Raw genomic sequence first — 18,286 nt, 5'->3', positions numbered from 1 at the left:
AATTTTACAATGTATAAATCTATCATATAAAGTAATGTTATCATCAAAAAGTATTGGAAGATTGTAATATTGATACATTGGTACATTATTTCTATATTTGCAGTCAAAATTTTTTCCATTTTGAATATCTTCAAAAGTTTTAAAGATTACCATTCACAAAAACCTTTAGCATTGTCTTTAGGTATGTTTGACGGCGTACATCTGGGCCATAAAAGCATTATCAATGAATTACAAAAAGTAGGTTCCGACAACAATCTTGAGACCGCAATACTTACTTTTTGGCCGCATCCGAGATTTGTTTTTAATCCGAATGAAGATCTTAAACTTCTGAATACTTTGGATGAAAAGAAGTTTTTAATAGAAAAATATGGCATCAATAATTTATTTCTTAAAGAATTTGATGAAGAATTCAGGAATTTAACTGGCGACGAATTTGTTCGTCAGATTCTGATCGAAAAACTGAACGTAAAGTATTTAATTATTGGTTACGACCATTCTTTCGGGAAAAATAAAAGCGGAAATTTTGAGTTGCTTCAAAAATTATCAAAAGAACTTGATTTTGAGGTTGAGCAAATGGAAGCCATCAATATTCACGAAAATAATATCAGCTCCACCAAAATCCGAAATGCCCTTTTAAAAGGAAACATTAAAGAAGCCAACGAAATGCTGGGTTACTCCTACTCTATTTCCGGAACGGTTGTTCACGGCAAAAAACTGGGACGAACAATTGGCTATCCAACTGCCAATATTGAAACGGACGCAATTAAGCTTTTACCAAAAAAAGGAGCTTATATTGTTGAAGTTTTTGTGAAAGATCAACAATATAAAGGAATGTTGAGCATTGGCACAAATCCGACCGTAAATGGAGAAAAATTAACCGTTGAAGTTTATATTCTTGATTTCGAAAAAGATATTTATGATGAGAATATCACTGTGAAATTCAGAGATTTTTTACATGAAGAAATTAAATTTGAAGGTCTTGAAAAGTTGGTTGAAAGATTGGATGAAGACAAAAGACTGACGAAAGCATTTAAGTTTTAACTATTTTCAATTTCCTCTTTTGCTTTTTTCGTCAGCGATTTGAATACCAAATCATAAGACTGATCAATTAATTTAAAAATCAGATCCCTTTTCAAACCATCTGCTAAAACGGAATTCCAATGAGTTTTATTCATGTGATACGCGCCCGTAATTTGTGGATATTGCTCGCGAAGTTCTGCACTCCATTCGGGATCGGTTTTCACATTGATAGAAAGCGGTTGTTTTTCCAAAGCCATTAATAAAAATATTTTTGTTCCTACTTTCATTACAAGCGTTTCATTATCAAAAGGAAAGCTTTCTGTCACTCCTTTTTTTGCAAGGCAGTAATCTAAAATTTCGTTGGCATCCATTAATTATAAGTAATGTGTAATTAATAATAAGTAATACTTTTCTAAACTTTGGTCTAAATTTAGTAAATTTAAGAGAAGAAACGAAAGTTATCACTTATCATCTAATCACAATTATTATGAAAGCTTTGATAATCGGCGCTACAGGTGCTACAGGAAAAGATTTGGTTAAACAATTACTTAATGATAAAGATTTTGATGAAGTCGATGTTTTTGTCAGAAAACCTTTGACAATTGAAAATGAAAAACTAAAAACACATATTGTCGATTTTGACAAACCTGAAGAATGGAAAGATCTTGTAAAAGGTGATGTAGCTTTTTCCTGTCTCGGAACCACTCTGAAAGCCGCCGGAAGCAAAGAAGCACAGAAGAAAGTCGACTTCAATTATCAATATGAATTTGCCAAAGCGGCCAAAGAAAATAATGTGGATGATTATGTTTTGGTTTCGGCTTACGGAGCCAATCCGAAATCTAAAATCTTCTATTCTAAAATGAAAGGAGAACTGGAAGAAGCGGTAAAGCAGCTCCATTTCAATAAAATTACCATTTTCAAACCCGGAATGCTGGAAAGAAAAGATTCTGAAAGAACAGGAGAAGTTTTAGGAAGCAGAATAATAAAATTTGCTAACAAACTTGGACTTTTTGAAAGCCAAAAGCCGCTTCCGACCGATGTTTTGGCCAAAGCAATGATTAATTCTTCAAAAATAAAAAGCAACGGCTATTCAAGTATTAAACTGGGAAATATTTTCTGTTTTGCCGAGAAAAGTAAATAATTTAAAATAAAACCTAGCTTTTAATAAATTTCATTTATCTTTAAGTAATAATTTTAATTGTAAATAAACATGAAAAAATTTTACTTACTTGCCTCTTTATCCTTAATTGGACTTTTTCAGGCACAAAACAAACCATCAGAAGCTCAAATGGCAAACATTTTTGCTAAAATGAAGGAAATTAAAAATCCTGCTGCTGCATTTCCTACAGGATATTTCACAAAAGAAGAAGAAGCACTTATTACAGCCTATTATAAACCAGATGAAACTCTAGTTTCAAAAAATGTGCTGGCAAATGGTGACGCCTATGCTCTGAATGGTAGATCAACAAATGATGATTTTGGAACTTTTCCTTATCTAGGTCCATATACTATGAATGTTCTTGGGTCAATTACCAATGGCATTTTTGCAGATGATTTTGATAATACAGGTACCTTATACGCTTTAGATAATACTACAAGAAATCTTCTTACTATAAATACTGCTAATGGTGCAGTTACTGTAGTTTCACCCCTTACAGGTCTGGGAACAACCACGGAAACTTAACTGGTTTATCTTGGAGCTATGCCAATAACGTGTTTTATGTTCTTGGCACAGATGGAACTGTAACTAAATTATATTCACTTAATAAAACAACTGGAGCATGTACCTTTATAGGCAATACAGGAAATTCTTTGGGTATTTGGTTGGTAATAGATAACGGAGGAAACGCTTATATGGCAGATATTGGAAATGATAATTTTTATTCTGTAAATCTAATGACCGGAGCAGGAACTTTAATTGGACCTTTAGGAATAAATATACAGTTTGCACAAGAAGCAGATATAAATACTGCAGATAATACTATTTATATGGCAGGTTATTTTGGTGGAGGCGCAGGTGGAATACATACTGTAGATAAAACCACTGGTGCAGCAACGTTAATTGCTTCTACTACTGCAAATAATGCAGAATATACAATGTTTTCTATACAAAACCCAAATCCTGTTACATTAAGTATTGAAGATACTAATTTGGGGAAAAATATTTCTGTATATCCGAACCCTGTTTCTGAAATGCTGTATATTGAGTCTGAAGAGAAAATTGAAACTATAGAAATTTATAGTTTATCTGGACAATTATTAATGAATAAAGCAATTAATGAAAAAAATCCTAAAATCAATGTTTCATCATTGAAAACAGGAAATTATCTTTTAAAATTGAAAATAAAGGATAATAGCATTACTCAAAAATTTATTAAGAAATAAAAAAATAAAAGAGTTGTGAAGTTTCACAACTCTTTATTATTACTTTAAATATTTTGTAATCGCATCATCTGTTGGTTTTGTTGTACTTACAAAAGTATCAATCAACTTGCCGTTTTCATCCACCAAAAACTTAGTGAAATTCCATAAGATTGCTGTGTTTTTTACTCCGTTCAAATCTTTTTCTGTTAAATATTTAAAAATCGGAGCGGTATCATCACCTTTTACAGAAACTTTTGCTGCCAATGGAAATGTTACACCATAATTTTTCTGGCAAAAAGCACCGATTTCGGTGTTGGTTCCCGGCTCTTGTCCGCCAAAATTATTTGCAGGAAAACCAATGACAACCAATTTTTCTTTATAGTCGTTTGACAGCTTTTCAAGATCTGCATATTGTGGCGTAAAACCACATTCTGAAGCCGTATTTACGATAAGGATTTTCTTTCCTTTAAAATCTGCAAAGTTGATTTCTTTCCCGTCAAGGCTTTCAACTTTATAATCGTATATTGTTTTTCCCATAAGTTCGTTGGTTTTTGCTTTAGACAATTCACTTTTTTGGTTGGTGCAACTTTGCAGAAATGCCACAAAAGAAAGCATCAGCAAGAAAATCTTTTTCATAATTATATTTATTTTCTTTAATTAAAATTTAAAAACATTTGATGGAAATACTTTATTGACGTCAATTTTATTGATTAACATTACAAAATCTCCATCTTTTTTAGCGCTTGAAGATTCTATTCTGAAAGGCATTACGAGATTTCCGACTTTTTTGTAGTCCGAATAATTTAATGTTTCGTCTTTCTTTATTTCCTTTAAAAGCATATACGTTTTTGTGTCAAAATAATAGAAATTTTTGTTGACATTTTTTGTAAGCTCAACCTTGTGACAATAGACATCTCCTACTTTTTCCTTGCCTAAATATTTTGCCTCAAAACCTTTATTCTCCCAATCTATAAAATCATTATCAAAACTTTCCGAAACATAATCCGGATAAACCTGAAGCTTGTTGGCTGCATAATTCATTGCATATCCTTTATTGCCGTCAAAACCTTCAATTGCAGTTTCTTTTCCATTGATTGTAAGAACGGTTTTTGTTAAATTCGGGCGTTGCTGATAAATTTTGATCGGATATTCATCCTTAATTCCCAAAACTACTTTTCCTTGAAGTAATACTGAATTTAATAATTTCCAATTGGTTAATCCTCCGGACAATTCGATGTTTTTATCTATTATTTCCTTTGCGGTTTGGGCAAAAGATATTTGCGAAAAAATCAGGACGAATACTAAAAATAATTTCTTCATTCAATCAATTTAATAATTCAAATATAGCGCTTTATTAATTTACCGATGTATCAATTTTACCGTTTACCGATTAATTGGAAAGTAATTTCCTTGCTTTCTCTAAATCTTCCGGTGTATCGATTCCAACTCCGACGAAATTGGTTTCTATCAATTTAATTTTCATGCCGTATTCCAGGTAACGGATGCATTCTATTTTTTCAGAAATTTCCAAAGGTTTCATTTCAAGCTTCGAAAATTGCAGCAAAGTATGCTTTCTGAAAGCATAAACTCCAATATGTTTAAAATAATCGACATCAAAAGAAATTTCCCTGTGAAAAGGAATTACAGAACGGCTGAAATACAAAGCAAAACCATTATTGTCGGTAATCACTTTTACGTTATTTGGATTTTCAATCTCTTCTTTTTTGGTCAATTTTATTTTTAATGAAGCTAAAGAAATTTCCTGATTTTCATCTTCTTTAAAGACTTCAATTAGCTGTTTCAAAGGTTCTAATTTCAAAAAAGGCTCATCACCCTGAACATTGATAACAATATCACAATCAATATGTTGTACTGCTTCAGCAATCCGGTCACTTCCTGTTTCATGTTGGCCGGTCATTACAGCTTTTCCGCCGTTATTTTCAATTTCGTCAAAAATAATCAGCGAGTCTGTAGCCACAAAAACTTCATCAAACAAACCAGTTTCCACAACATTTTGATACGTTGTGGTAATTACAGTTTTTTCTCCTAAAATCTGCATCAGTTTACCCGGAAAACGACTTGCTTCGTAGCGAGCAGGAATGACAGCGATGATTTTCATTTAATTATTAATTTAAATAGTTAACAAAAAAAATAATTCCATAAATCCAAGAAATATACAAAAATGAATAAAAAATCCCGAAGCCGAAACTTTTCAATAAATCTCCTTTACAATGTTTTGAATTCTTAAATACTAAACGTAAAGCCCGGAAAAAAATCCAATATAACATTGCCGCAAAAAATAGGATTGTTGCCCAAAAGAAAACTCCTAAAAAATATAAAAGAAATACAAGAATAATAGAAAAAAACAACCAAAAAATAATGGAAATTATAATTCCCCCTATCCCGTCCCCAATTGCAGGGGGATCAAAATCAGAAACATCAATTTGAGGAGTTTTATCAGAGTATTTTTTTAATCTATCTTTACTTAAAATATCTCCAACATTATCTTTTAATTTCAATCCTAAAAATAATCCTAAACTTATAAACAGAAAAAATGCTCCTGCTAAAATCGAGGTTGAAACAACAGAATTCTGAAATAAAGACGTGTGAGAACCTCTTCCTGAAAGCCAAACGCTTAAAATCACCAAAATGATAATTGCTAATGTTGAATAACTCAACAATTTAGTTTCAAGAAATGGTTTTCTAAGAAATTTCACTGTATGTTATGATTTACGACTTTATTATTAAAACGCTTCGACTCCGCTCAGCGTGACATCGCTAAAATGTCATGCTGAGCGAGGTCGAAGCATTTATATTTTAAATTATCTTAATTTATTCAAAGCATTTTCAAGCTTAGGCATCATTGATGAAATTTCTTCAGTAGCCAATCCGCCAACAGATGCACGGAACCAAGGCTCGGTTTTTACTTCGCCAAAAGCAGAAAAAGGAACTAACGCAACGCCTGCTTCATTGATTAAGTAAAATACCAAATCTGAAGAATTTTCGATCGTTGTTCCGTCTAGTTTTGTTTTTCCTATATAATCTAATTTAATGGTAAGATACATTGCGCCCATCGGTTCAATACTTTCTACCGTCAAGCCTTTACCTTTTAAATCCTGGATTCCTTTGTGAAGAACTTTTAAACTTGCTTCAAGCTTTCCTTTGAAATCATTAATAAAAGTGTTTACATTATCTGCATCTTGAAAATATTTTGCAGTAGCTTCCTGCTCCGGTTTTGGTGCCCAAGCTCCAACATGCGTAAGAAGTGCTTTCATTTTATCAATGATATGCGTAGGACCAAATCCCCAACCAACACGAACTCCCGTCGCAGCAAGACATTTTGAGATCCCATCAATATAAAGCGTATATTCTCTCATTTCTGGGAAAAGCGAAACAGGATCGAAATGTTTTGCACCAAAAGTAAGGTTTGAATAAATTTGATCGTACATTAAATACAATGGTTTTTCTCCTTCGCTTCTTTTTTTGTTTTCTGCTAAAATCAATTCACAAATTTCTGAAAGCTGCTCTTCTGTAAACATCGTTCCCGTCGGATTCAACGGCGAACATAGCGCTACCAAAACCGCTCCTTCCAAATGTGGTCTTAAGTCATCCGCGGTTGGAAGAAAGTTATTTTCCTGAGTGGTTTTCACTTCAATCGCATCTGCCGAAGTAAGGTAAGCATAATGATTGTTATTCCAAGACGGCGTAGGATAAATCACTTTATCGCCTTCGTCCACAATTGTTTTATAAACAGCATAAATCAATGGTCTTGAACCCGCTGTTACCAAAATATCATTAGCGTCATAATCAAGATTCCATCTGTTTTTAAGGTCTTTGGAAACCTCTTTTCTTAAAGATAAAAGTCCGTTTGCAGGCGGATAATTTGTTAAATTATTCTGATAAGCTTTCTGAATTTCTTCCTTCAACTGTGCCGGAATCGGATACAGATTAGAATTCAGGTCGCCAATGGTAAGGTTGGCTATTTCTGCTCCTTTTGCCTTTAAATCATTTACTTCATTACCAATTTTTACAATTTCAGAACCGATCAGGTTCGCCGCTAATTTTGAAACTTTCACTTTATTTATTATTAAATGTTAAATGTTATAAGTTATTAATTATGAGTTCTTACTTATCTTAAAGAAATTTTAACGCAAAGTGAACAAAGCCTTTTTAATACTAAATGCTTTTAGTTCGCAAAGGCGTTCTACTTATCAAAAGACCGAAGATTTATATTACTTAAAAAATTTAGGTCAATAGCTTCACTCATAATTATAATTCAAAACTTATAACTAAATATTTTTTTACGTTAATTGAAGATCTTTTCTTACTTCTTCTATTTTTGTTTCCAAAGCTTTTAATGTTGATTTGAAATCTTCTTTTGAGTTCAATTGTTCTTTTACAGAAATATAAAATTTAATTTTCGGTTCTGTTCCTGAAGGCCTTACACAAACTTTCGTATCATCTTGTGTGTAGTAAATCAACACGTTTGATTTCGGAATATCATCCATCAAATGTTTTTCGTTTTCAGAAACTACAAAATTGGTTTGTTCTTTAAAGTCTTTTATTTCTTCTACCAATGAGCCGGCCAGTTTTTTTGGTGGGTTTTCACGGAAATTCTTCATCATTTCCTGAATTTCTTCAGCTCCATCTCTTCCTTTTTTCACCAAGTTTACCAAACCTTCATAATACATTCCGGTTTCCTGATATATTTCGATCAGATATTCGTACATCGTTTTTCCGTTGGCCTTGCACCACGCTGCAATTTCACAAGCTAAAACAATACTTCCGCAAGAATCTTTGTCGCGAACGAAATCTCCTGTCATAAACCCGAAACTTTCTTCGCCACCGCAAATAAATTTTTCTTCACCTTCAAAATCACGGATCATTTTTCCGATCCATTTGAATCCCGTCAATCCGACTTTGCAGTCAACACCGAATTTTTCGGCAATATCAAAGAAAATATCTGAAGTCACAATTGTAGAGCCAATGAATTCTTTTCCGGTAATTTTACCTTGCTTTTTCCATTGGTCTAAAATATAATATGTTAGAATTGTATTGCATTGGTTTCCATTCAACAACTGGATTTCGCCTTCCAAATTTCTTACGGCAATTCCCAATCTGTCGCCATCCGGATCGGTTCCGATTACGATATCAGCATTGGTGATTTTTGCTAAATCCATTGCCATTTCCAGAGCTGCAGGCTCTTCAGGATTTGGAGAATCTACCGTTGGGAAATTTCCGCTCGGAATCATCTGTTCTCTTACCAAATCGATCTTTTTGAAGCCTGCTTTTTCCAAAGCTTTCGGAACGGTTGTATAAGTCGTGCCATGAATTGATGTGAAAACGATATTTAAATTTCCTTTTTCCACATCCTGATAAGTAGAGTTTTCGATGCACGCATCAATGTAAATATCGTCCTGTTCCTCTCCGATCCATTCTATTAAATCATCATTTCCGTTAAATTTAATTTCGTCAAACTTTACGGAATATACTTCATTAATAATCGCTTCATCATGTGGCGGGACGATTTGTGCGCCGTCATTCCAATATACTTTGTATCCGTTGTATTCAGGTGGATTGTGAGAAGCCGTTAAAACAATTCCGCCATTACAATTTCTGTCACGAACGGTGAAAGACAACTCAGGAGTCGGCCGGTGATCTTTAAAAAGAAGCACTTTGATTCCGTTTGCCGTTAAAACATCCGCAACCAATTTTCCAAATTCTTTGGAGTTATTTCTAACGTCATAAGCGATCGCAACCTTGATTTCCTCACCTTGAAATTGCTGTAACATATAATTTGCAAGTCCCTGTGTGGCTTGGCCTAACGTGTATTTATTTAAACGATTAGTTCCAACACCCATAATTCCGCGCATTCCTCCTGTACCGAACTCCAATTCTTTATAAAAAGAATCTTCCAAATCGGGAGAATTACCTTCAATTAACAATTGAACAGCATCTCTCGTTTCTTTATCAAATGATTCATGTAACCAAAGTTTTGCTTTTTCTAATGTTGTCATATTGTATTTTGTAATCTTTTTGTTTATTAATGTCCTATTGGTTTATTACTAATGTATGCAGGTATTACAACTACAGCACCTACTATTCCTACAATCAACGGAATTGTTTTTCCTGCACTTGGCTTCAGAACTTTTTCTATATTGCTTTTCTCGATCTGAATTTCTGAGTTTTCTTGTTTCCCGGTAATTAAATTTTCTGTCTGGCTGATAAATTCAAATTGTCTAATCTTTTTTCCATCTTTTGTTTCAATAATATAGTTTGAATTATTTTTTAAAATTGAATAATCGTAATTATTTCTTGAACTTACTTTAGTTGATACACAAGATGTTGAGCAAATTAGAATCAAAATTAAAAATGATAAAAATATCTTCATTTATAAATATATTTAGGAAATCTACTGAAGTTTTTTATTCTCCACTTTCGTCGTTTTATCAACTTTAAAAGCACGAATAGGATCATTATAATACACAAATTTGGCTGTGTTTTTTATGCTTCCTTTTAATGAATCTTTTACATTCACTTCTGCATAATTTCCGTTTTTAGAATCTAGATTCAAATTGGCAATTTTCCAGTAAGGAGCAATCAAACTTGCTGTATCCGAGATCTTTATTACGGCATCTTTAGTTTCACCCAAAAAATTGGCTCGGCTTCTGTTCAACATTTCCACTTCTGCTCTTCTTGTGTTCACCGAACCCATAAAAGTAGCATTATTTTTTAAATTAAGCCTAAAATTATCGGTTTTAATTTCGCTCGAAATATTCATTTCTACAGAATCCGAAAGAGAAACTTTTTCAAGGTTGTATTTGGAATAAATGGTTACATTATAGAAATCAACTCCTTTTGTTTCTCTGTTTTCTGTGATAGAAAGGGTTTTATCATCTACATCAATATCCAGATTATCAGCGATATTCGGGTAAGTTTCAACTTCAACAAAACTTTTAGGACCTCTTGCGTAAAATACACGATATTTTCCTTCAAGATCAAGATTTACAAAATCTTCAACAATAATTTCTTTTTTTTCTAAATTTCCTTTCGGAGAAATTTTTCCACAGGAAACAACCGCAACAAGCATGAAAGCGTATAATATATTTTTCATTTTAATTTTAAAGTATTTTATATAAAATTATAATTATTATAAAAATTTCGATTCCCCATAAAACATAAAACAGCATTAATCGCCATACTATACCCCATCCTGAATAAGAATTTTTAAACGCATTAAAATAAGTAAAGGCGGGAAATAAAATGATGATATAAAATAGAATTTTATCTATAAAGCCAAAAACTTTTGATAACGGTTTATAAATTTCGATGATACTGATGACGTCGTCTACCAATATTAAGGTAAGAATTCCGCACAGGCTTACCGATGCAATAATAATATGTTCTGCAAAGTTGAGCTTCATTCTTTTGAAAAGAATCCACGAGTTCAAAGCCAAGATAGGGATTAATGCAAATAAAATTGTCTTCGAATATTTAGAAAAAAAATCAACAATATTTGAACTGTTTTCAGGAATTTCTTCAAGATTCAAATCCAGATAAAAATGCAACGCCAACACATTGAAACCGAACAAAATAAGTAATAATGAAAAAATATTATAATACTTAATTCTTTTGCCTGCAATATAATCCGTCGCCATTTTGCCGGGACTAAACAAAATATGCTTTAATGTCCTGAAAAACTTGTCTTCAATATGCCAGATAGAACCCAAAATATCTGTTCTAATCAGGGATTTCGGAGTTATTCTTGCGGTGTCGGATTTTTGCCCGCAATGAGGACAAAAATCATCGGAAACCGAATGGCCGCAGTTTAAACAACTCTTTTTAAGCATATATTAGATCACTTCGTCAATATTATAATTCTTGTGTTCGCGGTTTGTTCGGATGATCATTTCGCCCAAAAATCCTGCAATGAACAGCAAAGTTCCCATCAGCATCATCGTCAAAGCAATAAAAAACCAAGGATTATCGGTAATTAAATGTCCGTAAATTCCTCGTGCAACGTCAATTAATTTTGAAATTCCCAACCAAAGCGCAGAAAGAAAACCAATAATAAACATTAAAGTCCCAACTGCTCCGAAGAAATGCATCGGTCTTCCACCAAAACGGCTTACAAACCAAAGTGTTACCAAATCCAAAAATCCGCGAATGAATCTTTCTGTACCAAATTTTGACGTTCCGTAAGGTCGTGCCTGATGCGGAACCTCTTTTTCTGTAATTCTTCTGAAACCTGCATTGGCAGCCAAAACGGGAATATAGCGATGCATGTCTCCATACACATCGATAGATTTTACGACCTGTTTTTTATAAGCCTTCAAACCACAGTTGAAATCATGAAGATAAACTCCCGAAACTTTTCTGGCAGCAGCATTGAACAATTTTGACGGAATATTTTTGGTCATCACATTATCAAAACGCTTCTTTTTCCAGCCCGAAACAATGTCGTAATTGTCTTCGATCACTATTTTGTACAGTTCAGGAATTTCTTCCGGAAAATCCTGTAAATCTGCATCCATCGTAATGATAACATCGCCATTTGCTCTTTCAAAAGCGGCATGTAAGGCCTGCGACTTTCCGTAATTTCTGGAAAATTTTATTCCGTGAATTTGCGGATGCTGCACCTTCAAGTTTTCAATAATGCTCCATGACAAATCTGTGCTTCCGTCATCGATAAACCAAACTTCGTAAGATAAGTTGCTGGTTTTGCAGACATTATCAATTCGGGTAAAAAGCTCTTCAAGAGATTCTTCTTCGTTGAGCAACGGAATAACTATAGATAGATTCATTTATTTTAATAAAATTATTCTTGATTAATTATTTCTTCGTGCATTGTTCTGGTTCTGAAAAAAGCACCGAAAAACAACGACAAAACTAAGTAAAATATAAGTATTGCTGCAAAATATCCTGAAAAATGACTTGCCGTAAGCATATCTTTTCCTTTAACCTGATTATCATTAAAACTTTGCAGATTTTTCTGGTAATCTTCTTCCAATTCCTGAATGTCTTTTTCTGTAATCAGACGTGATTTTTCAGCCTTGTAAGTGTCATCCAATTTCTTTTTGTTGGTCTGTACAAACTGATAATTAAGAAGGTTTTTGGCATCGGTATCTACAAAATTTAAGAAAACAAAAATACTTGCCACGGAAAGAAATCCGCCAACAAACATAGGGACAAATGCTCTTTTGAAGGCCTCTTTGAAGCCCAAACGGTGATTATTCCAACGAGATTTTACCGACCAAAATGCAGTTCCGGCGTATAAAACAGGCAAAATAAATGCATTCACAATCATCGAAGTCTCAAAATAGGTAATTCCTGAGAAAAACCAATATACTACAAAGAAAATCAGCATTGTAGCTCCAAATAATAAAATTCCTAATGTAACGGGACTTTTTGTCATACTTCAAATTTTTAGAAAAATATTGAAAAATATTGAGCTTAATTTCAATGTTTTAGCATCAATAAAGAGGTTTTCAAAGTATTTTTCTTTAATAATATTTTTAAATTTATAATTAATTCCTATCTTTGCACCGGCAAGTCCTACACAACCAGCTCCTGAGACCCCTCCAGGGTGGGAACGCAGCAAAGGTAATCGGTCGTAGCGGTGTGATGTAGGTAGCTTGCCATTTTTTATTTTTATAGGTTAAGAGATTAAGATGATTTATTTAAATTACTTAATCTCTTAATTTTTTTTAGATACTAAAGCTTTCGCCTAATTTCGGAAGAATCAATTCCACATTTTTCTCTTTAAAGTTTTTCAAAGCATTTTCATGATCGATTTCAATTGCAGGAAATGTATCAAAATGACATCCTATTACTTTCGGAGTTTTCAACAATTCTGAAGCTGCAAAAGCTGCTTTTCTTGAACACATCGTGTAATGCCCACCAATCGGAAGGATTGAAAGATCTAAACTTCCAAACAGTTGCGGAAACAATTGCATATCTGCCATCACTCCGGTATCACCTGCCAAATACACATTTTTACCTTCAGGCAATCTGAAAATATATCCCACAGGAACCCCACCGTAGCTTCCGTCAGGAAACGAACTTGTGTGATGAGCCGGAACCATGGAAATTTTAAGATCATCGATTTTTGCAGATCCGCCTAAGTTTACATCATCTGTATTTTTTGCAGTTTTGAAATATCCGCAAATTTCCGGCTGACCGATAATGGTAGCTTCCGGGTGAAACTGTAAAACTTCCTCAACATCGGCAATATGATCGCCGTGAGCGTGAGTTAATAAGATATAGTCAATTTTTTGAGCTGAAATATCAAATCCCGATTCTGCCTTTTTATAATTGTAAAAAGGATCACACAAAATATTTTTTTCTTTGTAAGTGAACAAAAAACAGTTTTGTCCTAAATATTGTATTTTCATTTTTAATTTATTTTTTATTTAATTGAGATGCTTCGACTCCGCTCAGCATGACATTGCTAATACTAACTGTTTATCATAAAGTTCATAACAGTTTTTTTCTGAACAAATCAAAAATCCATTATAAGATTCATTAATTAAAATTTTATTTCGCAGGAAATTTATCCTCAATCAGATTCAAATTAATTCCATGTTCCAAATATGCTTTGCAACCATCTAAAACCGTTGTAAAACCACCTGTATTATCATTGATTTCCTTCAACAAATCGTTTCCTGTTTGCGGATAACCGTAACTTTTTATAATAACCAAAGTTCCTTTCTCCATTTCTTTGAATTCGTAATCAACGTTTGTGGCCGGATCACCCCAAATTGTTTTAATCAATTGATTTGGAATGATTTGCTGAACTTTAACTTCAGATTTTGCTCCGTACATTTCCCATTCCCAAGTAATTGTTTTGCCTTCTTCCAGCTTTCCGCTTGATTTTGTAAACCAGAAATTGGTCGTGATTTCAGGATTTATAAATGCTTCAAAAACTTCCTGAACAGGCTTTCTGATAAGCATTTGAGCTTCAACATAAATAGTAGAACTCATAATATTGAAATTATTTATTTAAAAAAATTAAGTCCAAAAGCTGTAAGAACAGCCATCATAAAAGTAAGAATTCCAACCTGTTTCAGGAAAGGATCCAGTTCTTTCGGTTCTTTCACAGCCATTATTTTTCTTCGCAGCTTGGCAAAAGGAATCAGTAAAATCATGACGATAAAAACATAATAATTTTGCGATTGAATAAAACCATTTAAACCTAAAAATATAAGGATAAGCAACAACGGAAGCTGCAAAAGCACAATTTCGTAAAGCATTGCATTTCTAAAGCCTATTCTGAGAGCCAGACTTTTTTTACCTGATAATCTGTCGCTTTCGATATCTCTCATGTTGTTGAGATTAAGAACCGCCATGCTCATCAGCCCAACTGCTGTTCCGGGCAATAAAATATCCCAACTGAAAGTTTTTGTAAACAGAAAATAACTTCCGCAGACCGAAACCAATCCAAAAAACACAAATACAAAAAGATCTCCCAATCCCATGTATCCGTAAGGTTTTTTACCAATTGTATAGCCAATTGCCGCCAAAATACTTGCTACGCCTAAACCTGTGAAAATATAAAATTCATTCATATATTCAGGGATAAAAGCTAAATACAACAATGCAACTGTTGCAATAAATGATACAACAGAAAGTAAAATCACGGCATTTTTCATTTGTTTTGCAGTAATTTTTCCTGAAGCAACGGCTCTGGATTCGGCTTCGTTGATTCTTTTTGCGTCCGTTCCTTTTACTCCGTCGCCATAATCGTTGGCGTAATTTGACAAAACCTGGTACAACAATGTTACCAAAATTGCCAAAGCAAAAATTTTCCAGTCCCAAGTACCTCCTTCGCCCCAAAGCCTCCATTTTGCAATGAAAGATCCCATAATAATTCCGCTTAACGAAAGCGGTAACGTTCTCAACCTTGCGGCTTTTATCCAATCGGTCATTAAATTTTATTTAATTATTTCTTAGAATTTTTCAATTTTATACATGCAGTAATTCAGCAGTTTTTTAAGCTTTATAAAGTTTAAAGCAACTATTTTAAAGCGTCCTGCAGACGTATAAAAAGTGATACTTCCCAAGTTTGTTTTTCTTTGCCAAAAATACTGAGAAATTTTCACAGTTTGAAGCTTTTCCACCTCAAAAGTTCGGGTATCGATGTCCCAAATTCCTGATTTTAATCTTATAAATCTTTCACTGTAAAATAATTTTAAATTTCTGAAAGAAATCAGGATAAACAATTCTGCTAAAACAATGCAAATAACCGCTAAAAACCAATAATTTATAAGCAAATCTTTTTTAATAACGAAAACTAAAATCAAAGGCAGAACAATCCATTGAAAGGTATTTACAATAATCAATCTGAAATTTGGTTTTAAATAATCTGTAAAAAGCGGATTTTCTTTCCAAATCGTGGAAATTAGTTTCTCTTTTTCTGTATTGTTAATTCCCGGAACGGCCGACACATTTTTTTCTTCTTCATTTTTTCCGATTTGCAGAAATTTCACAAAAGAAATTTTCATTTTTTTCTGAATCCAGTTTTGGGTTTCTGTGATAACCTGAACTTTTGATTTGTTTACAATCGAATTTCGGGTATTAAACAAACCATATTCAAAAGAAAAACTTTGATTATTTTCGGTGATTTTAAAGTTGAAAAATTTAATAATGGTACGAACGGCATTAATTACAATTCCGACAATAATAACAACTAAAACGATTCCCAAAATGACAGGAATAGAAAATGCCAAAAACTGCGATTCTACGGTATCATAATCTAATTGCGTCTCAAATTCAGCTTTTTTCAGCAAGTTGCTGAGCTCTGAAAAACCATAAATCAGTAAACTGACCAACGCAAAAAAGCTTTGAATATAATTTGAGGTAATTCCGTATTCTAAAATACTGAACGTGGAAATTTTGATTGAACGAAGCTCTTTGATTTCTTCATTTTCAGGAACTTCATCATATTGTTCAGCATTCTTTTCAATTCTTTTTTCGGTTAAAAGATATTTTTTAAGATCTAAAGCATTCTGTTTTGTCAACGCAGAAATTTTCACTTCTTTTTCAGAACTTCCCGGCGTATCGATTTCGAGTTTATAAATATTAAAAAAGCGATGAACAAAAGGCTGCAAGATATTTACCTCCTGAATATTTTCCTTTTTAATTTTTGTTACTGATGTATTGATAATTCCTTCATGAATGACAAATTCTTCATTTTCTTCATCAATATAATATTTGAAATGATAATATTGCAAAACTGCAGAAACAATTAAAATTAAAAGCCCCGCGATAACAGCAAGAACAATAATCCAAGATTCCATTTTATCTTTTCTGACAAAAAAAAGGATAGCGAAAACCCATAAGTTTTTGATCACAATCCCGATATTGTACAGAAAAAGCAATACGATACCTGTTTTTGACTGTCGTTGAGGCTGAAAAAAAGAATTATGCTTCTCCTCCATCTTCTGTTTTTTCTTGAGAAATACTTTTACGGATCAGATTGTTGATTCCTTCCGCAATATCTTCCGGCAGGCCATTGATAGAACCATCTCCGCCATTGACTCCTGCTGTGTAAACCGTAATTGATTTTAGATTCAATATTTTAGAAAACCATCCCTGCTCTACTTTGATATGCTGAATTCTGTTGAAAGGAACGATAATTATACTTCGTTTCAACCAGCCATATTGGTAGACTAAATCTTTTTCACGAAGTGCATATTTCATGAATTTAAATCCAATAATTTCATTGAGGAACATGAAAATAATCCATACGAAAATAACAGCAAACAATCCCCAAATCTGAAGAAATGAGAAACTTTTACTGAAAAAATAATAAGCAATTGCAAACCCTGAAATTAATATAACCGAAAACAGAATTCTGTTGAATAATATAATTTTCAGATACTTTGGTGAAACGGGAGCGAGCTCCAAATCGTCAAAATCGGGGATTTCTAAATCAAAAAGCTGTTTGTTGTAAAATTTTTGTTCCATTAAAAAAGCCAAAACTCAGTTTATGGCTTGGTATTTTATGATATCCACTGATCTTTTCCGAAGTCGGGTTTTCTTTTTTCAAGGAAAGCATTTCGGCCTTCTTTAGCTTCTTCGGTCATGTATGCCAAACGGGTCGCTTCACCTGCAAAAATCTGTTGCCCAACCATTCCGTCGTCTGTTAAATTCATTGCAAACTTCAGCATTCTGATAGAAGTCGGAGATTTAGCTAAAATTTCCTGAGCCCATTCGTAAGCTGTATCTTCCAGCTCGTCGTGAGGAATAACGGCGTTTACCATTCCCATTTCCAAAGCTTCCTGAGCTGAATAATTTTTACCTAAAAAGAAAATTTCACGGGCTTTTTTCTGTCCGACCATTTTAGCCAGATAAGCCGAACCGTAACCGCCATCAAAACTTGTTACATCTGCATCGGTTTGCTTGAAAATTGCATGTTCTTTACTCGCCAAAGTAAGATCGCAAACCACATGAAGCGAATGTCCGCCGCCTACTGCCCAACCCGGAACCACCGCAATAACTGCTTTTGGCATAAAACGGATCAAACGCTGAACTTCAAGAATATTTAAACGGTGTCTTCCATCTTCTCCTACATAACCCTGATGACCTCTTGCTTTCTGATCTCCGCCGCTACAAAAGGCCCAGCCACCATCTTTTGTGCTCGGTCCTTCGCCGGAAAGCAAAACAACACCAATCGAAGAATCTTCGTAAGCGTCATAAAAAGCATCATATAATTCTGAAGTGGTTTTTGGTCTGAAGGCATTGCGTACTTCCGGTCTGTTGAAAGCAATTCTTGCCACACCATTGCATTTTTTATAGGTAATATCCTCGTATTCTTTAACGGTTTTCCAGTCGATCATTCTAGTAAAATTTTTCTCAAAGATACGGAATTGCAGAGAATTTTAACATTGATTTCTGATGA

Annotated in this window: 22 protein-coding genes and 1 other RNA gene; 5 read left to right on the top strand and 18 right to left on the bottom strand. The window is 33.5% G+C overall.

Going from position 1 to position 18,286, the window contains the following annotated elements; translation table 11 throughout:
* The first annotated feature begins 120 nt into the window (after nucleotides 1-120).
* Complete coding sequence (locus AC6CHK_RS06470; RefSeq protein WP_498094668.1) at nucleotides 121-1,041, top strand: bifunctional riboflavin kinase/FAD synthetase; 921 nt, start codon at nucleotides 121-123, stop codon at nucleotides 1,039-1,041.
* On the opposite strand, the gene AC6CHK_RS06465 is transcribed toward AC6CHK_RS06470, so the two are convergent.
* Complete coding sequence (locus tag AC6CHK_RS06465; RefSeq protein ID WP_498094666.1) at nucleotides 1,038-1,391, bottom strand: MmcQ/YjbR family DNA-binding protein; 354 nt, start codon at nucleotides 1,389-1,391, stop codon at nucleotides 1,038-1,040. The genes AC6CHK_RS06470 and AC6CHK_RS06465 overlap by 4 nt on opposite strands.
* A gap of 116 nt (nucleotides 1,392-1,507) precedes the next feature.
* Between AC6CHK_RS06465 and AC6CHK_RS06460 the strand changes: the two genes are divergently transcribed.
* The 3 genes from AC6CHK_RS06460 to AC6CHK_RS06450 all read left to right on the top strand — a co-directional run bounded on the left by AC6CHK_RS06460 (nucleotide 1,508) and on the right by AC6CHK_RS06450 (nucleotide 3,405).
* Complete coding sequence (locus AC6CHK_RS06460; protein WP_498094664.1) at nucleotides 1,508-2,161, top strand: NAD(P)H-binding protein; 654 nt, start codon at nucleotides 1,508-1,510, stop codon at nucleotides 2,159-2,161.
* Nucleotides 2,162-2,308: 147 nt separating this feature from the next.
* Nucleotides 2,309-2,704: a hypothetical protein gene (locus tag AC6CHK_RS06455; RefSeq protein ID WP_498094662.1), complete on the top strand. Its 396-nt coding sequence runs from the start codon at nucleotides 2,309-2,311 to the stop codon at nucleotides 2,702-2,704.
* Nucleotides 2,705-2,733: 29 nt separating this feature from the next.
* Complete coding sequence (locus AC6CHK_RS06450; protein WP_498094660.1) at nucleotides 2,734-3,405, top strand: T9SS type A sorting domain-containing protein; 672 nt, start codon at nucleotides 2,734-2,736, stop codon at nucleotides 3,403-3,405.
* 39 nt (nucleotides 3,406-3,444) lie between these two features.
* Here the strand turns inward: AC6CHK_RS06450 and AC6CHK_RS06445 are convergent, their stop codons facing one another.
* The 11 genes from AC6CHK_RS06445 to AC6CHK_RS06395 form a co-directional block, all read right to left on the bottom strand.
* Nucleotides 3,445-4,020 (bottom strand): glutathione peroxidase, encoded by a 576-nt coding sequence (locus AC6CHK_RS06445; protein WP_498094658.1) that lies wholly within the window; start codon nucleotides 4,018-4,020, stop codon nucleotides 3,445-3,447.
* A 21-nt stretch (nucleotides 4,021-4,041) separates the two neighbouring features.
* On the bottom strand, nucleotides 4,042-4,704 hold the full coding sequence (locus AC6CHK_RS06440; protein WP_498094656.1) for a histidine kinase: 663 nt from the start codon (nucleotides 4,702-4,704) through the stop codon (nucleotides 4,042-4,044).
* Between the two features lie 70 nt (nucleotides 4,705-4,774).
* A complete protein-coding gene (kdsB, locus tag AC6CHK_RS06435; protein WP_498094654.1) occupies nucleotides 4,775-5,503 on the bottom strand; it encodes a 3-deoxy-manno-octulosonate cytidylyltransferase in 729 nt (242 codons plus the stop codon).
* A 7-nt stretch (nucleotides 5,504-5,510) separates the two neighbouring features.
* Complete coding sequence (locus tag AC6CHK_RS06430) at nucleotides 5,511-6,062, bottom strand: hypothetical protein (RefSeq protein WP_498094652.1); 552 nt, start codon at nucleotides 6,060-6,062, stop codon at nucleotides 5,511-5,513.
* 144 nt (nucleotides 6,063-6,206) lie between these two features.
* A complete protein-coding gene (locus AC6CHK_RS06425; RefSeq protein WP_498094650.1) occupies nucleotides 6,207-7,460 on the bottom strand; it encodes a pyridoxal phosphate-dependent aminotransferase in 1,254 nt (417 codons plus the stop codon).
* 225 nt (nucleotides 7,461-7,685) lie between these two features.
* Complete coding sequence (locus AC6CHK_RS06420; RefSeq protein ID WP_498094648.1) at nucleotides 7,686-9,401, bottom strand: phospho-sugar mutase; 1,716 nt, start codon at nucleotides 9,399-9,401, stop codon at nucleotides 7,686-7,688.
* A 26-nt stretch (nucleotides 9,402-9,427) separates the two neighbouring features.
* On the bottom strand, nucleotides 9,428-9,775 hold the full coding sequence (locus AC6CHK_RS06415; protein WP_498094646.1) for a hypothetical protein: 348 nt from the start codon (nucleotides 9,773-9,775) through the stop codon (nucleotides 9,428-9,430).
* A 21-nt stretch (nucleotides 9,776-9,796) separates the two neighbouring features.
* A complete protein-coding gene (locus AC6CHK_RS06410; protein WP_498094644.1) occupies nucleotides 9,797-10,498 on the bottom strand; it encodes a GIN domain-containing protein in 702 nt (233 codons plus the stop codon).
* A 7-nt stretch (nucleotides 10,499-10,505) separates the two neighbouring features.
* Complete coding sequence (locus AC6CHK_RS06405) at nucleotides 10,506-11,234, bottom strand: DUF3667 domain-containing protein (RefSeq protein ID WP_498094642.1); 729 nt, start codon at nucleotides 11,232-11,234, stop codon at nucleotides 10,506-10,508.
* A gap of 3 nt (nucleotides 11,235-11,237) precedes the next feature.
* Nucleotides 11,238-12,188 (bottom strand): glycosyltransferase family 2 protein, encoded by a 951-nt coding sequence (locus AC6CHK_RS06400; RefSeq protein WP_498094640.1) that lies wholly within the window; start codon nucleotides 12,186-12,188, stop codon nucleotides 11,238-11,240.
* Nucleotides 12,189-12,202: 14 nt separating this feature from the next.
* Nucleotides 12,203-12,799 (bottom strand): DUF4199 domain-containing protein, encoded by a 597-nt coding sequence (locus tag AC6CHK_RS06395; protein WP_498094639.1) that lies wholly within the window; start codon nucleotides 12,797-12,799, stop codon nucleotides 12,203-12,205.
* Between the two features lie 131 nt (nucleotides 12,800-12,930).
* On the opposite strand from AC6CHK_RS06395, the gene ffs reads away from it, so the two are divergent.
* Nucleotides 12,931-13,028: signal recognition particle sRNA small type (gene ffs, locus AC6CHK_RS06390), an RNA gene on the top strand.
* Nucleotides 13,029-13,091: 63 nt separating this feature from the next.
* Here the strand turns inward: ffs and AC6CHK_RS06385 are convergent.
* From AC6CHK_RS06385 to AC6CHK_RS06360, 6 genes are all read right to left on the bottom strand, one after another.
* The gene (locus AC6CHK_RS06385) at nucleotides 13,092-13,778 is read right to left on the bottom strand and encodes a metal-dependent hydrolase (RefSeq protein ID WP_498094637.1); all 687 of its coding nucleotides are present in this window, start codon (nucleotides 13,776-13,778) and stop codon (nucleotides 13,092-13,094) included.
* Nucleotides 13,779-13,920: 142 nt separating this feature from the next.
* Nucleotides 13,921-14,367, bottom strand: a complete 447-nt coding sequence (locus AC6CHK_RS06380) for an SRPBCC family protein (protein WP_498094636.1) — start codon at nucleotides 14,365-14,367, stop codon at nucleotides 13,921-13,923.
* 14 nt (nucleotides 14,368-14,381) lie between these two features.
* Nucleotides 14,382-15,311: a 1,4-dihydroxy-2-naphthoate octaprenyltransferase gene (gene menA, locus AC6CHK_RS06375; RefSeq protein ID WP_498094634.1), complete on the bottom strand. Its 930-nt coding sequence runs from the start codon at nucleotides 15,309-15,311 to the stop codon at nucleotides 14,382-14,384.
* A gap of 21 nt (nucleotides 15,312-15,332) precedes the next feature.
* Entirely contained in the window at nucleotides 15,333-16,823 is a 1,491-nt protein-coding gene (locus AC6CHK_RS06370; RefSeq protein ID WP_498094633.1) for a PH domain-containing protein, read from the bottom strand.
* A complete protein-coding gene (locus tag AC6CHK_RS06365) occupies nucleotides 16,807-17,352 on the bottom strand; it encodes a PH domain-containing protein (protein WP_498094631.1) in 546 nt (181 codons plus the stop codon). The genes AC6CHK_RS06370 and AC6CHK_RS06365 overlap by 17 nt, the downstream gene beginning before the upstream one ends.
* Nucleotides 17,353-17,387: 35 nt before the next feature.
* Nucleotides 17,388-18,224, bottom strand: a complete 837-nt coding sequence (locus AC6CHK_RS06360; protein ID WP_498094629.1) for a 1,4-dihydroxy-2-naphthoyl-CoA synthase — start codon at nucleotides 18,222-18,224, stop codon at nucleotides 17,388-17,390.
* Between the last annotated feature and the right edge of the window lie 62 nt (nucleotides 18,225-18,286).

Source organism: Chryseobacterium sp. GQ58 (assembly GCF_059758895.1).
This window is presented reverse-complemented; position numbering and strand designations above follow the sequence as displayed.

Excerpts from the sequence above, each read along its gene's own strand:
- AC6CHK_RS06465 (WP_498094666.1), bottom strand. The coding sequence starts at position 1,391 with ATGGATGCCAACGAAATTTTAGATTACTGCCTTGCAAAAAAAGGAGTG.
- AC6CHK_RS06460 (WP_498094664.1), top strand. The coding sequence starts at position 1,508 with ATGAAAGCTTTGATAATCGGCGCTACAGGTGCTACAGGAAAAGATTTG.
- AC6CHK_RS06455 (WP_498094662.1), top strand. The coding sequence starts at position 2,309 with ATGGCAAACATTTTTGCTAAAATGAAGGAAATTAAAAATCCTGCTGCT.
- AC6CHK_RS06445 (WP_498094658.1), bottom strand. The coding sequence starts at position 4,020 with ATGAAAAAGATTTTCTTGCTGATGCTTTCTTTTGTGGCATTTCTGCAA.
- AC6CHK_RS06440 (WP_498094656.1), bottom strand. The coding sequence starts at position 4,704 with ATGAAGAAATTATTTTTAGTATTCGTCCTGATTTTTTCGCAAATATCT.
- kdsB (WP_498094654.1), bottom strand. The coding sequence starts at position 5,503 with ATGAAAATCATCGCTGTCATTCCTGCTCGCTACGAAGCAAGTCGTTTT.
- AC6CHK_RS06420 (WP_498094648.1), bottom strand. The coding sequence starts at position 9,401 with ATGACAACATTAGAAAAAGCAAAACTTTGGTTACATGAATCATTTGAT.
- AC6CHK_RS06415 (WP_498094646.1), bottom strand. The coding sequence starts at position 9,775 with ATGAAGATATTTTTATCATTTTTAATTTTGATTCTAATTTGCTCAACA.
- AC6CHK_RS06410 (WP_498094644.1), bottom strand. The coding sequence starts at position 10,498 with ATGAAAAATATATTATACGCTTTCATGCTTGTTGCGGTTGTTTCCTGT.
- AC6CHK_RS06405 (WP_498094642.1), bottom strand. The coding sequence starts at position 11,234 with ATGCTTAAAAAGAGTTGTTTAAACTGCGGCCATTCGGTTTCCGATGAT.
- AC6CHK_RS06400 (WP_498094640.1), bottom strand. The coding sequence starts at position 12,188 with ATGAATCTATCTATAGTTATTCCGTTGCTCAACGAAGAAGAATCTCTT.
- AC6CHK_RS06395 (WP_498094639.1), bottom strand. The coding sequence starts at position 12,799 with ATGACAAAAAGTCCCGTTACATTAGGAATTTTATTATTTGGAGCTACA.
- AC6CHK_RS06385 (WP_498094637.1), bottom strand. The coding sequence starts at position 13,778 with ATGAAAATACAATATTTAGGACAAAACTGTTTTTTGTTCACTTACAAA.
- AC6CHK_RS06380 (WP_498094636.1), bottom strand. The coding sequence starts at position 14,367 with ATGAGTTCTACTATTTATGTTGAAGCTCAAATGCTTATCAGAAAGCCT.
- menA (WP_498094634.1), bottom strand. The coding sequence starts at position 15,311 with ATGACCGATTGGATAAAAGCCGCAAGGTTGAGAACGTTACCGCTTTCG.
- AC6CHK_RS06370 (WP_498094633.1), bottom strand. The coding sequence starts at position 16,823 with ATGGAGGAGAAGCATAATTCTTTTTTTCAGCCTCAACGACAGTCAAAA.
- AC6CHK_RS06365 (WP_498094631.1), bottom strand. The coding sequence starts at position 17,352 with ATGGAACAAAAATTTTACAACAAACAGCTTTTTGATTTAGAAATCCCC.
- AC6CHK_RS06360 (WP_498094629.1), bottom strand. The coding sequence starts at position 18,224 with ATGATCGACTGGAAAACCGTTAAAGAATACGAGGATATTACCTATAAA.